Below are 14,016 nucleotides of genomic sequence, written 5' to 3' on the forward strand. Positions count from 1 at the left end.
CGCCGCCCCACAAGCCTGCGTTTATCCTGTCGGAAATATCCCGGGCACACATGCCGCGCGGGGGCCGCGCCCCTCTGCCGGGGACAGGTTGCGCCAACTTCCCCCCCAGTTCCCCCCTAGCGAAACCCCGCCCTCCGCCTTATCTCTTTGTCAAACAACAAGGAGAACACCGTGGGGCTCGGGGATATTGCAGACAGCATTTCACGCCAGATCGAGGCGGTGGGGGATGCCACATCCGAGGCACTGTTTGAACCGGTGATCCGGCTGGGCGTGACCGGGCTCAGCCGTGCAGGCAAGACCGTGTTCATCACTTCGCTGGTGGCCAACCTCATGAACCGGGCGCGAATGACCGGGCTGACCGCCGCCACCACGGGCCGGATCCAGACCGCGTTCCTGCAGCCCCAGCCAGATGATCTGGTCCCCCGGTTCGACTATGAAACACATCTGGCGGCCATGACCGGGCCGGATCCGGTCTGGCCCGCCTCGACCCGCGCCATATCCGAGCTGCGCCTGTCGTTTCGCGTGCAGCCATCGGGGCTTCTGGGCGGGCTGCGTGGCCCGCGCACGGTGCATCTGGACATTGTCGACTATCCCGGCGAATGGCTGCTGGATCTTGCGCTGCTGGATCAAAGCTTTGCCGACTGGTCTGCCGACACGCTGGCGCGGGTGGACGGGCGCGAGCAGGCGGCGGGTTTCCTTGCCCGCATGAGCGCGACAGACAGCGCGGACGCCCTTGACGAACCCCATGCCAAAACTCTGGCCGAGAGCTTTGCCACCTATCTCAGACAGGCGCGTGAGGACGGGTTTTCCGACTGCACCCCCGGCCGCTTTTTGCTACCGGGCGACATGGAGGGCTCTCCCGCGCTGACATTCGCGCCGCTGCCCCCGCTTGCCAAACCGCCGCGCGGGTCGCTGTATCGTGAGTTTGAACGCCGGTTCGAAGCTTATAAGGCGCGGGTGGTGAAACCCTTTTTCCGTGACCATTTTTCCCGGATCGACCGGCAGGTGGTGCTGGTCGATGTGCTGGGCGCAATCCATGCGGGACCAGCTGCGCTTGAGGATCTGCGCCGGGCAATGGCCGATATCCTCTCGGCGTTTCGCCCGGGGTCCAATGCGTTCCTCAGCCAGCTTTTCCTCGGGCGCCGGGTCGAGCGGATCCTGTTTGCCGCAACCAAGGCCGATCACCTGCACCATTCCCAGCATCCGCACCTGACCGCCATCACCGAGGCGCTGTTGCGCGAGGCAAGGGATCGGGCTGATTTCGCCGGTGCCAAAACCGCGGCCATGGCGATTGCCGCCCTGCGCACCACGGTGGAGGAGCGGATTGATCATCAGGGGCAGGCGCTGGACTGTGTGCGTGGGCGGCTGCTGGAGACGGGAAAGTCGGCCGCTTTTTATCCCGGCGCGTTGCCCGAAGACCCGGCGCGGCTCTTGTCACCTGCCCGCAATGGCGCCGAAAGCTGGCTGGATGCAGATTATCAGATCATGCGCTTTGCCCCGGCTGATATCAGCCTGAAGCCGGGCGAAGGCCCGCCCCATATCCGGCTTGATCGCGCAGCCGAGTTCCTCATCGGGGACCGGCTATGAAGATCACACCCGCAACGCCCGACCAGGCCCCCGCCATTGCCAATATTCTCAGCCAGTGGAATGCGGCCACGCCCTGGATGCCCCGGGTGCATTCCCGCGCGTCGGAAAAGGAATTTGCAGCCAGGCTGGTGGCGCGTGGCTGGGTTAGCGTGGCGCAGGAGCAGGGCCGGGTGCTTGGGTTTCTGGCGCGTGCGCAGGGCGACATCCATGCGCTTTACGTCGCCCCTCATGCACGGGGGCGGGGGATTGGCGGCGCGTTGGTGGACCATGCCAAACAGGCAAGCAACCGGCTGACCCTTTATACCTTTGTCGCCAACGAAGCCGCCCAGCGGTTCTATCTGCGCAAGGGGTTTCACGAAGTGGCCCGTGGTGATGGCCGGGACAATGACGAAACCCTGCCTGATATCCGATATGAATGGAGTAAGCCGCAATGACCGACCACAAAAATGCAGGCCCCGTTCTGATCGAACTGGAGGATGCGCCGACACACAGCCCCGCCGAGGTGCCCCCGGTGCCGGATGCGCCCCAGTCCGAACCCACCGGGGCCGCCATGCAGGCGGTGGCGTCGGTTGCATCCCGCAGCCCATCCCGACTGGGCCGGTGGTTCTGGTCGCTGTTCATGGCATTGGCGGGATTCGGGCTGTCTGTTGCCGCTTATGATTTCATCACCGGGCTGATCACGCGCAACCTCTGGCTGGGCACCGTGGCCATGGCGCTTCTGGCGGCCTTCCTCTTGGTGGGGGCGCTTCTGGGCCTCAGCGAAATGCTCGCCCTGGTGCGGTTGCGCCGGGTGGATCACCTGCAGGGGGAGGTGGCCCGCGCCCTTGCCCATCAGGATCTTGGCGAAGCACGCGCGGTGGTGACGCGCCTGACCCGGTTCTATCGTGGCCGGGACGAGATGAAATGGTCACTTGATCGCCTCAGCGCGCGCGAAGCGGATGCGTTTGACGCCGACACGCTGCTGGCGCTTGCAGAAAATGAGCTGATGGCCCCTCTGGATCAGGCCGCCCTGCGCGAGATCGAGGCCGCCGCACGTCAGGTGGCCACCGTGACCGCCATCGTCCCGGTGGCACTTGCCGATGTTGTGGCGGCGCTGACCGGAAATATCCGCATGATCCGCCGCGTGGCCGAGATTTATGGCGGGCGCGCTGGCACTCTGGGCAGCTGGCGCCTTTTGCGCGCGGTCATGACCCATCTCGTTGCAACCGGTGCCGTGGCCGTCGGGGACGATCTGCTTGGGTCTCTGGCCGGCGGCGGGATCTTGTCAAAACTGTCGCGCCGGTTCGGCGAAGGGGTGGTCAATGGGGCGCTGACCGCCCGTGTTGGCGTCGCCGCGATGGAGGTGTGCCGCCCCTTGCCCTTCACTGCGCAAAAACGCCCGCAGGTGACGGTCATCGTGAAACGTGCCCTTGTGGGGCTTTTCAGCCAGAAAGACTGAGCCGCGACGCTTTGGCCTTTCGCTACGGGTTTTCCTCAATGGTGCTTTGCCATTGAGCCGGATAGGCTGACTGCGAATCTCACAGGAGCATGTGATGGAATCGTTTTTGGTATTGATTGCATTGATTTATGGATTGGGCCTGCCGGTGGGTGTGGTCTATCTGCTGGTCAGAACAGCGCATCTGGGACGCGAGAACATTGATCTCGGCCGTCGCGTTCGGTCTGCTGAACAGCAGTTGGAGGCGCTGGAGGGCAGGGCGCAGAACGACCCCTTGGAGGGGGGAGCGGCCGCGACCGGGCAGCCCCGTCAAGCCGGATTGCAAGAGGCGACGCCCGGCCCAACAGCCAAGCCACAGGCTGCATCAGGGCCCGCATCACAGGCTGCATCGCGGGCTCCTTGGGGGGATCCCAAAATGGCAGGGCGCGCCCCGGCTTCCGACACAACGCCTCCCCCGACCACCAAAGCCGCGCGTCAACCGGGCACTGTAAAGCCGGGTTTGCCTGCGCAAAAACCCGCCCCGCGCACGCCCTCGGCCTTTGACCGGATAATGGGGCAGTTGGGCAGCTGGCTTGTGCAGAACTGGGTCTATGCCGTGGCGGCGGTGTCGCTGGCGCTGGCCGGGATTTTCCTTGTGCAATACGGGATCGAAGCCGGGCTGTTGCCGCCCACCGCACGGGTGCTGGCCGCCCTTGGTTTCGGTGCCCTGCTGATTGGCGCAGGTGAGTATCTGCGCAAACGCTGGGGGGACGGCGAAGACAGCCCCGCCGCCTTCCTGCCTTCTGTCTTTTCCGGGGCAGGGATCGTAACCCTGTTTGCCGGGCTGCTGGCCGCGCGCCACATGTATGATCTGATCGAGCCAACCACGTTGTTTGCCGGGCTGCTATTGGTTGCGGCCGGGGCCATTGTGCTGGGGTGGCTGACCGGGCCGCTTTTGTCCGTGCTGGGCATTGTCGGGGCCTTTGTCACCCCGTTTCTTCTTGGGGGAAGCTCCGACGCGTCTCCGGTGGTGGCCCATCTTGGGCTGGTCACGTTGGTGGGGCTGGCAATTGATACCTATCGCCGCTGGAAGTGGCTGTCGGCGCTGTCGATCATCTTGGGACAGATCCTGCTGGTCGTGCTGGTGCGCTTTGCGGATGTGGACCCGGAATGGGTGATCGGCTCGGCGCTGATCTTGCCATTTGCCGCGGTGATCGTCATGGGGTGGCGCGTTCTGCCCCGCCTGCCGGGGGCGGCGCTTCTGCCACATCTGGTCACGACGAAATCGCTGCGCAGCCTGCCGCGCCGCATGCTGCTTTTGCAGGGGTTGATGGCGGTAAGCGTGGTCTGGCTGATGCTGTCCTCGACGGCTGGCAGCGCCGAGTTCTGGTTGTCGATCTTGGCTTTGGCGCTCCTGTCGGGGGGGATGGCCATCTGGGCGCGGCGTTGTGTGGCGATGGAGGATCTGCCGATCCTGCCCGCCATCGGAATGCTGATCACCGCCGCGATGCAGCCTGTGCTCTACCTGGATGTCTGGCAGGCGTTCATCGTGCCGATCGGACAGGAGGGGGCCTTGGCAAACGGGATCGAGCGCGGGGTTGAGAGCGACCTGCGTCTGGCCCCGGCCTATCTGCTTGCCCTCGCCGTGGGGGTGGGGATCATTGCCGCCTGGCGCAGCCTGACCAGCGATGGTCACAGACGTGTCTGGGCCTTTGCGTCTGCCATCTTTGCCCCGGCCATGCTGGCGGTGCTGGAGCTGACATGGGTGCCTGCCAACCAGATCGGGGCCTTCCGCTGGGCGCTGGTGGTGCTGGCGGTGGCCGCGCTGATGGTGATCAAGCTGGAACGGTTTGCACGCGCCGGTGACAAGGACCGGATGCGGCTGTCGCTTGCCCTGATTTCGGCGCTTGGCCTGATCAGCTTTGCCCTGATGCTGGTGCTGTCGCCCTCGGCGCTGACCGTGGCGCTGGCGCTGACCGTGCTGGTCACGGTCGAGATTGACCGGCGGTTCGATCTGCCGCTGCTGGAATGGTTTGCCGTGGTTGGCACCATTCTGGTCTCGGCCCGGCTGGTGCTGGACCCGGGTCTGCCCTGGGCGGATGAGGCCCCGATCCGCAGCGTGAGCTTCGCCTTTGCGGGGTCGATCCTGCCGCTGGCGGCGGCCTGGTGGCTCGGCAAGGACCGCAATCGGTTCAAGGCTCTGGTCACGCTGGAAAGTGCCGCCCTGTCGCTGACGGCCATTTTTGCCGCCCTCTTGCTGGACCGTGCGATCGAAACGGCCACGGGTGTGCAATATGAACAGCATTGGGGCGATGGGCTGAATGCGCTGATCTGGATGCTGGTTGGCGCGGTGCAGCTGTGGCGGCTGCAACTGGGCGGGCGTTTGGCCACGCTGCGACTTGGTCTGGCGGCAATCTATGGCGTGTTGGCGCTTGGCTATCTGGCGCGTGCGCTGCTGGTGGACAACCCGTTCACCACCTATGGCGAGGTGATCCACGGCTGGCCGGGGCTGAGCACCCTTGGCGTGGCCTATGCGCTGCCCGCGTTGCTTTTGCTGGGCGTGGCGCGTGGGATGTCGCACCTGCCGGGAAAAGCCCGCCTTGGGCTCGGGCTTGGCGGGGCGGGGCTTCTGGCCTTCTGGGCCGTGGGTGAGATTGCCCATTTCTGGCGCGGCCCTGAACTTGCGGGCCAACCGATGCGCCAGCCTGAGCTTTACACCTACACGGTTGCCCTTCTGCTGGTCGGAGCGGGCCTGCTTTATCAGGCGATTGCACGCGGATCCGATCTGATGCGCCGGGTGGCCATGGGGGTGATCGCCCTGACCTCTGCCAAGGTTTTCCTGGTGGATGCGGCCGGGTTGGACGGGCTGATGCGGGTCTTTTCCTTCCTTGCGCTGGGCTTGTCGCTGGTGGCTCTGGCCTGGCTCAATCGCTGGGCCGCAAACCGGGGGAAGGGCGACGGGGGGGCTCCCAAACCGGGACCTGATCCGTGAAGCGCCAAGACCGGAGGCGGGTTCTGGTATTGGGGGCGTATGGGCTGATCGGCGCGCATATTGCCCGCCACCTCAGCGCCGCTGGCTATCAGGTGACCGGGCTGGGGCGCAACCGCGCAACCGCGCAGCGCATCCTGCCCGATCTGGCGTGGCAGATTGCCGATTTGCGGGATCTGACCGCCCCATCCGACTGGGCTGATCTGCTAGAAGACAGTGACGCGGTGGTGAATTGTGCCGGCGCGTTGCAGGATGGCGGCGAAGATGACCTGTCGGCGGTGCATCACAGGATGCTTGCCGCGTTGTCTGAGGCCGCTGCGCGCCATGATGTGGCCATTGTGCAGATCTCTGCCGCCGGGGTGTGCCCGGATGCCAGCACCGCCTTTTTTCGGTCAAAAGCGGCTGGGGATGCCGCCCTTCTTGCCTCGGCCGCCCCGGTCTGGATCCTGCGCCCCGGCCTGGTCATTGCACAGCAGGCCTATGGCGGCACCATGCTTTTGCGGATGCTCGCGGCGGTGCCGTTTGTGCAGCCGGTGGCCCTTGGTAAAACGCCGGTGCAATCTGTTGGCATTGACGATCTCGCCCGTGCGGTTGAGGCCGCACTGGCCGGGAAATTGCCTGAAGGGGAGGTGTTTGATCTGGTTGAAGACACGCCTCGTCCTTTGCGCGAGTTGATTGCGGCCCATCGAAACTGGCTGGGCTTTCGGCCTGCCCGAATGTCGCTTCCCGTGCCTGCGATCCTGCTTCCACTGGTCGGGCGCTGTGCCGATGGCCTCGGGCGGCTGGGCTGGCGTTCGCCCCTGCGCAGCACCGCCCTTGAGGTCTTGAAAGACGGGATCACTGGTGATCCGGCGGCCTTTCAGGCGGCGGGTGGGACGGTTGCCTCCTTGCCTGCGGTTCTGGCGTCGATACCGGTCGGGGCAGAGCACCGGGTGCAGGCGCGCCTGTCGCTGCTGATGCCTGTGCTTTTGGTGGGGCTGTCGCTTTTCTGGATTGTGTCCGGTGTGATGGGGGTGGTTTCTCTGACCGCGGCGGCGCAGGTTCTGACCGATGCGGGTTGGGCGCTGTGGCCCGCAAAGCTCTCCGTTCTTTTCTGGGCGGTGGTTGACGTTGCACTTGGGATGGCGCTTTGGGTCCGGCGCTGGGCCGGGCTGGCCTGTTGGGGGATGATTTCCGTCAGTGTGATCTATCTGTGCTCGGCAAGTTTTGTCACCCCGCAGCTTTGGATCGATCCGCTGGGGCCGCTGGTCAAGGTGATCCCGGTGATTCTGGCTGCGCTGACCCTGCGGGCGATGTTGGAGAGCCGCTGATGGAAGGCGTGGTGGACGGGCTGCTATTGCTGCGATGGGCCCATATCCTTGGGGCCACGGTGCTGATGGGCACGGGGGCGGGGATTGCGTTCTTCATGGTGATTGCCCAGCGGTCGCGGGACCCGGCCCTGATCGCCCATGTGGCGGGGATCGTGGTGTTGGCAGACATGGTTTTCACCGCCACCGCAGCGGTGGTGCAACCGATCACTGGCATGTTTTTGGCATGGGGATTGGGGTGGAGCCTGTGGGAGCCATGGTTGCTGACCGGTATCGGGCTTTATCTTTTTGTTGGCCTGTTCTGGCTGCCGGTGGTCTGGATCCAGATCCGGCTGCGGGATTTGGCGAAGGGGGCTGCGCGGGAGGGGGCAGATCTGCCGGACCAATACCACCGCCTTTACCGCATCTGGTTTGCCTGTGGCTGGCCCGCCTTTCTGGCGATGCTGGCGATTTTCTGGGTGATGCTGGCGCGGCCTGATTTGTGGTGAAAAGGGGCGCTGCCCCTCGGACTGCGTCCTCACCCCGAGGTATTTTCAGCAAGAAAAAGACGCTGTCAGAACAGGCTGGGCGGGGCGGATTTTGGCCGGTGGAGGTCTTCGACGCCCAACCGCAGCCCACGCCCGATCCGGTGGGCCAGCGTGATCCATGGGCGGGCGGTTTGCGGGGCAAGCTCTTCGGTGACCACCTCTTCGAACAGCGCAAGCCACGGGTCGAAATGCTCTGCCATCACATTGCCCGCCTGCATATGGGCGCGCATCGGGTTGCCGTCATAGCCCGGCTCGCGCAGGATGGCCCCGCGCCAGAACCGTGAAATCAGCGCGATATGGTCCTGCCATTCCGGATCCCCGGTGCCAACATGGCCGTTGAAGATTGGACCCAGTTCGGGGTGGGTGCGGATCCGGGCGTAAAACCGGGTCAGCACCTGGTCGATCTCTTCCCCGGTGATGTCGAAAAGCTGCATTGGGTTGGGCATTGTGGGGGTGGGCATCGTGAAGGTCCGGGTTTTGTTGGGGTTTCCTGACTAAATTAGTCGGGTCGCAGCGGCTTGCCAAGCGGTGAAAGCAGGACAATTGCGCGCAGGGTGCCATGGTATCATGGCTTTACGAAGCCCGCACGCGGCCCTATAACGCCCCCATGATGCACCATCAGGCGATCATCATTATTCGAATTATCTGCCCGGCGCTCGCGAACTGAGACGCCGGGACAAGGCGTATGGACCTGCCGCGCCGCTCCTTCCCCAGACAGACGAACAGTTTCCGAAAAGGACCGGACACATGTGTGCCGACACCCCAGAATACAAAGACACCCTGAGCCTTCCCGAAACCGATTTCCCGATGCGTGCAGGCCTGCCCAAGCGCGAGCCGGGCTGGCTTGATCGTTGGAACGAGATCGGCGTCTATGATCGTCTGCGCGAGAAGGGCAAGGCCGAAAATCGCCCGCCCTTCGTGCTGCATGACGGCCCCCCCTATGCCAACGGCCACCTGCATATCGGCCACGCGCTGAACAAGATCCTCAAGGACATGATCGTGCGCTCGCACCAGATGATGGGATATGATGCGCGGTATGTGCCGGGCTGGGATTGCCACGGTCTGCCGATCGAATGGAAGATCGAGGAGCAATACCGCAAGAAGGGCAAGAACAAGGACGACGTGGATGTCGTCGATTTCCGTCAGGAATGCCGCAAGTTCGCCGAGGGCTGGATCGACATCCAGCGCGAAGAGTTCAAGCGTCTGGGCATCACCGGCAATTGGGCGGACCCCTATCTGACCATGAATTTCCACGCGGAAGCGGTGATTGCCGAGGAATTCATGAAATTCCTGATGAATGGCACGCTCTATCAGGGATCCAAACCCGTGATGTGGTCACCGGTCGAAAAGACCGCGCTGGCCGAGGCCGAGATCGAATATCACGACCACAAGTCGCATACGATCTGGGTGCCGTTCTCGTTTGCCAATGCCGAAGGTGATCTGGCAGAGGCCCGCGTGGTGATCTGGACCACCACCCCCTGGACGATCCCGTCGAACAAGGCGGTCGCCTATAACGACAAGGTGGCCTATGGGCTTTACCGCGTTGATGCGACCGAAGAAGAAAGCTGGACCAAACCGGGCGACCTCTACCTCTTTGCGGACACGCTGGCCGCGGATGCGCTGGGCAAGTCCCGCGTGACTGAATTCACCCGCGTGCGGGATGTGGCAGCCAGCGAGTTTGCTGGCCTGATCGCCAAGCACCCCTTCGCTGGTCTCGACGGAGCAAATGGCTTCTGGGACTATGACGTGCCGATGATCGATGGCGATCACGTGACGGACGATGCCGGGACCGGGTTCGTGCACACGGCACCCAGCCACGGTGCCGACGACTATGAATGTTTCGTCAAGCGCAACTGGATCGACCGGATGACCCATAATGTGGGTGAGGAATCGGAATTCCTGCCCCATGTGCCGTTCTTTGCAGGGCTTCAGGTCTTTGACCGCAAGGGCAAAGAGGGCAAGGCCAACAACGCCGTGATCGCCAAACTGGTTGAGACCGGTGGCATCATCGCCCGTGGCCGGGTGACCCACTCCTACCCGCACAGCTGGCGCTCCAAGGCACCGGTGATCTTCCGCAACACGCCGCAATGGTTTGCGTCGGTGGACCGCGAAGTGGGGGATGGGCAGGATGAGATGGGCAAAACCATCCGCACCCGTGCGCTGAACTCGATCGACAAGCTGGTGAAATGGTGGCCGCAAGCGGGCCGCAACCGCCTCTATTCGATGATCGAAGCGCGCCCCGACTGGGTGCTGTCGCGTCAACGCGCCTGGGGTGTGCCGCTGACCTGTTTCGTGAAAAAAGGCGCGCTGCCGACGGACCCGGATTTCCTGCTGCGTGATGCCGATGTGAACGCGCGGATCTCAGCGGCTTTCGAGGCCGAAGGGGCCGACGCCTGGTATAAACAGGGGGCCAAGGAAGCCTTTATCGGCAATGCGGCAGACCCGGCGGAATATGAGCAGGTCTTCGATGTGCTCGACGTGTGGTTCGACAGTGGCTCGACCCACTCCTTTGTGTTGCGCGACCGCGAAGATGGCACCGAGGATGGCATTGCTGACGTGTATCTGGAAGGCACCGACCAGCACCGCGGTTGGTTCCATTCATCCCTGCTGCAGGCCTGTGGCACGAAAGGCCGCGCGCCTTATAAGAACGTGATCACCCACGGGTTCACGCTGGATGCGAAGGGCATGAAAATGTCCAAATCGCTGGGCAACACCATCGCGCCGGAACAGGTGATCAAGCAATATGGCGCGGATATTCTGCGCCTTTGGGTCGCGCAATCGGACTACTCGGTCGACTTGCGCATCGGCGACGAAATCCTGAAAGGGGTGGCCGACAGCTATCGCCGCCTGCGCAACACGATGCGTTTCATGCTCGGCAACCTGCATGGGTTTGACGAGCGCGAGCGCGTGGATGTGGCGGATATGCCCGAGCTGGAACGTTGGGTGCTGCACCGTCTGGCGGAACTCGATCACACCGTGCGCGAGGGGTATAAGACCTTCGACTTCCAGGGCGTGTTCTCGGCCGTGTTCAACTTTGCCACCGTGGATCTGTCGAGCTTCTATTTCGACATCCGCAAAGACGCGCTTTACTGCGATGGGGCTGATAGCCTGAACCGCCGCGCCGCCCGCACCGTGCTGGACATCCTGTTCCACCGTCTGACCACCTGGCTCGCGCCGGTTCTGTGTTTCACCATGGAAGAGGTCTGGCTGGAGCGGTTCCCGGGGGATGACAGCTCGGTCCACATGATCGACCTGCCGGACACGCCCGCCGATTGGCTTGATGAACCGCTGGCTGCGAAATGGGCCGGTATCCGCCGCGTGCGTCGTGTGGTCACCGCTGCGCTGGAAATCCAGCGTCGCGACAAGGTGATCGGTGCTTCTCTGGAAGCCGCGCCGGTGGTGCATGTGCGGGACGCTGATGTGCTGGATGCGCTGAAAACCGTGACGTTTGAAGATGTAGCCATCACCTCGCAGATCGTGCTGACACATGACCCGCTGCCCGCCGAAGCCTTCCGCCTGCCGGAAGTTGAGGGCGTGGGCGTGGTGTTTGAAAAAGCCGCGGGCGAGAAATGCGGCCGCTGCTGGAAGATCCTGCCGGATGTAGGCAAACATGACCACCCAGACACCTGTGGCCGCTGCAACAGCGCGCTGGGGTGATGGTTGCCATCTGACACAATTAAGGGCGTGCTGCGGCGCGTCCTTTTTTATTGCCTGTTATGGCCTTTCATTGTCAGGCGGAGCCGCGCTTGCGGCGCGGCGCTGTTGAAGGCTCACGTCGTGAGCCGGTTGGGGGCGCTGCCCCCGGCCCATCTTTCAGATGGGCTCTCCCCCGAAGTATTTTGAGCAAGAAGAAGATCTGCGCCCTTATTTTCTGGTCAGAAATATCCTGGGGTGAGGGCGCCCTCGAAGAGGGAGGCCGAGGGGCAAAGCCCCTTCTTCGCAAGCTTCGGATTGCTGATGGCGGTTTTGTGGGGCAGGGTGGGGGCATGTTGCAGATCACATGTCCTTCTCCGGTTGGCCCGCTTGTTGTTACAGAAGAAAGCGGAGCGATCACACAGTTGATCTGGGGGGAGGCTCCTGACCAGGGGGTGAGCCCGCTGTTGCGAGAGGCGCAGGCGCAGCTTGTCTCTTATTTCGATGGGCGGCTGCGTCAGTTCGATTTACCCCTTCGCGTCAGAGGCTCCGAGTTTCAGCGGGCGGTTTGTGCGGCCATGTCGTCCATCCCTTACGGAGAGACCCTGACCTATGGCGAAATTGCTGCGCTGACCGGTAATTCCGCGCAGGCGGTCGGAAATGCCTGTGGCGCCAACCCGATCCCGATCCTCATTCCCTGTCATCGCGTGATGGGGGCCGGTGGCAGGCTTGTCGGGTTTTCCGGCGCGGGCGGGATAGAGACAAAAGTTCAGCTTTTGCGTCTTGAAGGTGCTGCGGGATTGCTTATCTGATCTCTTTGGCCTGCGTATAAAGACGGGCAGATGGGGAAGACAGGAGTGATCATGGCCGAGATCCTGAAGGTCAGCGGGCTGACCAAGACCTATGATGGCGGGCACCAGGCGCTGAAAGGCGTGGATCTTTCGATTGAGGAAGGTGAGATCCTGGCCCTGCTTGGTCCAAATGGGGCCGGGAAAACAACTCTCATTTCAATAATTTGCGGGATCGCCACGGCGAGTTCGGGGACAATCACCGTGGCTGGGCATGACCATGTTCACGAATTTCGAGCGGCACGGAACCTGATTGGGCTGGTGCCACAGGAAATCAATCTGGAACCGTTTGAGACGGTGATGAATACGGTGCGGTTTTCGCGTGGGCTGTTTGGCAAGCCACGTGATGACGCGCGGATTGAGGAGATCCTGAAGCTGCTCAGCCTTTATGACAAGCGCAACAATCGGATCATGACCCTGTCCGGCGGCATGAAACGTCGGGTGCTGATCGCCAAGGCCCTGTGCCATGACCCGCGCATCCTGTTTCTGGATGAACCCACGGCGGGCGTGGATGTGGAGTTGCGCAAGGACATGTGGGAGATCGTGGCGCGTCTGAAGGAGACTGGCGTGACCATCATCCTCACCACCCATTACATCGAAGAAGCCGAGGCGATGGCGGACCGGATCGGGGTGATTTCCAAGGGGGAAATCCTGCTGATCGAAGAGAAGGACGCGCTGATCAAGCGGCTGGGGCGCAAGGAATTACATATCGAGCTTTCGGATCCGATCGAGGAATTGCCGCCCTCGTTGGCGGGCAAGGGGGTGACCATGGAAAACGGCCACCTGATCTACACCTATGACACGCAGGCCAACAGCACCGGGATCACCGGCCTCTTGGCGGATCTGCGCGCGGCCGGGCTGCATATGGTGGACCTGTCGACCAAGCAAAGCTCGCTTGAAGAGATCTTTGTCGACCTCGTGAAGGAGGATGTGGCATGAACTGGAATGCAATCGCCGCGATCTATCGCTTTGAAATGGCACGGACATTTCGCACCCTGGCACAGTCGGTCATATCCCCGGTCCTGTCCACCTCGCTTTATTTCGTGGTGTTTGGCGCGGCCATCGGGTCGCGGATCGACCAGGTCGAGGGGGTGAGCTATGGCGCCTTCATCGTTCCGGGCCTGATCATGCTGACGGTGCTGACGCAGGCCACGACAAATGCGAGCTTCGGGATCTATTTCCCGAAATTCATCGGCACGGTGTATGAGCTCCTCTCGGCGCCGGTGTCTTTTGTCGAGATTGTGATCGGCTATGTGGGGGCGGCTGCGACCAAGGCGCTGATGATCGGGCTGATCATCTTTGCCACCGCGCATTTCTTTGTTGATCTGACCATTGCGCACCCGATCTGGATGATCACGTTTCTGGTGATGACCTGTCTCAGCTTTGCTTTGCTCGGGTTCATCATCGGGATCTGGGCGAAAAACTTTGAACAACTTCAGCTGGTGCCGCTTTTGGTGATCACGCCTCTCGTGTTCCTTGGCGGCTCTTTTTACTCGATCTCGATGCTGCCGCCGGTCTGGCAATCCATCACGCTGTTCAATCCGGTGGTCTATCTGATCTCCGGCTTCCGCTGGGCGTTTTTTGACGTGGCTGACGTGTCGGTGGTCTGGTCGGTGGTGGCCATCGTCGGGTTCATGAGCGCGTGCCTGCTGGCCATTGGCTGGATTTTCCGCACCGGCTGGCGGCTGCGCAGTTGATCCCGGCGTTCGAT

Annotated in this window: 11 protein-coding genes; 10 read left to right on the plus strand and 1 reads right to left on the minus strand. The window is 62.7% G+C overall.

Annotation, left to right across the window (positions count from 1 at the left end):
* Positions 1 to 171: 171 nt before the first annotated feature.
* The 6 genes from K3J57_RS01690 (at position 172) to K3J57_RS01715 (ending at position 7,785) form a co-directional block, all read left to right on the plus strand.
* A complete protein-coding gene (locus K3J57_RS01690; protein WP_259796821.1) occupies positions 172 to 1,587 on the plus strand; it encodes a YcjX family GTP-binding protein in 1,416 nt (471 codons plus the stop codon).
* Positions 1,584 to 2,021: a GNAT family N-acetyltransferase gene (locus tag K3J57_RS01695; protein WP_259793552.1), complete on the plus strand. Its 438-nt coding sequence runs from the start codon at positions 1,584 to 1,586 to the stop codon at positions 2,019 to 2,021. The genes K3J57_RS01690 and K3J57_RS01695 overlap by 4 nt, the downstream gene beginning before the upstream one ends.
* Positions 2,018 to 3,025, plus strand: coding sequence for a YcjF family protein (locus tag K3J57_RS01700; protein ID WP_259796823.1), 1,008 nt, complete (start codon positions 2,018 to 2,020; stop codon positions 3,023 to 3,025). Before K3J57_RS01695 ends, K3J57_RS01700 begins: the two co-directional genes overlap by 4 nt.
* 94 nt (positions 3,026 to 3,119) lie before the next feature.
* Positions 3,120 to 5,993: a DUF2339 domain-containing protein gene (locus K3J57_RS01705; protein WP_259796826.1), complete on the plus strand. Its 2,874-nt coding sequence runs from the start codon at positions 3,120 to 3,122 to the stop codon at positions 5,991 to 5,993.
* Entirely contained in the window at positions 5,990 to 7,300 is a 1,311-nt protein-coding gene (locus tag K3J57_RS01710) for an SDR family oxidoreductase (protein ID WP_259796828.1), read from the plus strand. Before K3J57_RS01705 ends, K3J57_RS01710 begins: the two co-directional genes overlap by 4 nt.
* On the plus strand, positions 7,300 to 7,785 hold the full coding sequence (locus K3J57_RS01715) for a DUF2269 family protein (protein ID WP_259786119.1): 486 nt from the start codon (positions 7,300 to 7,302) through the stop codon (positions 7,783 to 7,785). Before K3J57_RS01710 ends, K3J57_RS01715 begins: the two co-directional genes overlap by 1 nt.
* A 65-nt stretch (positions 7,786 to 7,850) precedes the next feature.
* Here K3J57_RS01715 and K3J57_RS01720 read toward each other — a convergent pair whose 3' ends face one another.
* Entirely contained in the window at positions 7,851 to 8,285 is a 435-nt protein-coding gene (locus K3J57_RS01720; RefSeq protein ID WP_259793555.1) for a group III truncated hemoglobin, read from the minus strand.
* A gap of 286 nt (positions 8,286 to 8,571) precedes the next feature.
* On the opposite strand from K3J57_RS01720, the gene ileS reads away from it, so the two are divergent.
* The 4 genes from ileS to K3J57_RS01740 all read left to right on the plus strand — a co-directional run bounded on the left by ileS (position 8,572) and on the right by K3J57_RS01740 (position 14,002).
* A complete protein-coding gene (gene ileS, locus K3J57_RS01725) occupies positions 8,572 to 11,481 on the plus strand; it encodes an isoleucine--tRNA ligase (RefSeq protein WP_259796830.1) in 2,910 nt (969 codons plus the stop codon).
* A gap of 329 nt (positions 11,482 to 11,810) precedes the next feature.
* Positions 11,811 to 12,269, plus strand: coding sequence for a methylated-DNA--[protein]-cysteine S-methyltransferase (locus K3J57_RS01730; RefSeq protein WP_259796833.1), 459 nt, complete (start codon positions 11,811 to 11,813; stop codon positions 12,267 to 12,269).
* A 51-nt stretch (positions 12,270 to 12,320) separates the two neighbouring features.
* Positions 12,321 to 13,244 (plus strand): ABC transporter ATP-binding protein, encoded by a 924-nt coding sequence (locus tag K3J57_RS01735; protein ID WP_259786123.1) that lies wholly within the window; start codon positions 12,321 to 12,323, stop codon positions 13,242 to 13,244.
* Complete coding sequence (locus K3J57_RS01740) at positions 13,241 to 14,002, plus strand: ABC transporter permease (protein WP_259773924.1); 762 nt, start codon at positions 13,241 to 13,243, stop codon at positions 14,000 to 14,002. Before K3J57_RS01735 ends, K3J57_RS01740 begins: the two co-directional genes overlap by 4 nt.
* Positions 14,003 to 14,016 lie beyond the last annotated feature (14 nt).

Source organism: Aliiroseovarius crassostreae, from assembly GCF_025137635.1.
Taxonomy (GTDB): domain Bacteria; phylum Pseudomonadota; class Alphaproteobacteria; order Rhodobacterales; family Rhodobacteraceae; genus Aliiroseovarius; species Aliiroseovarius crassostreae.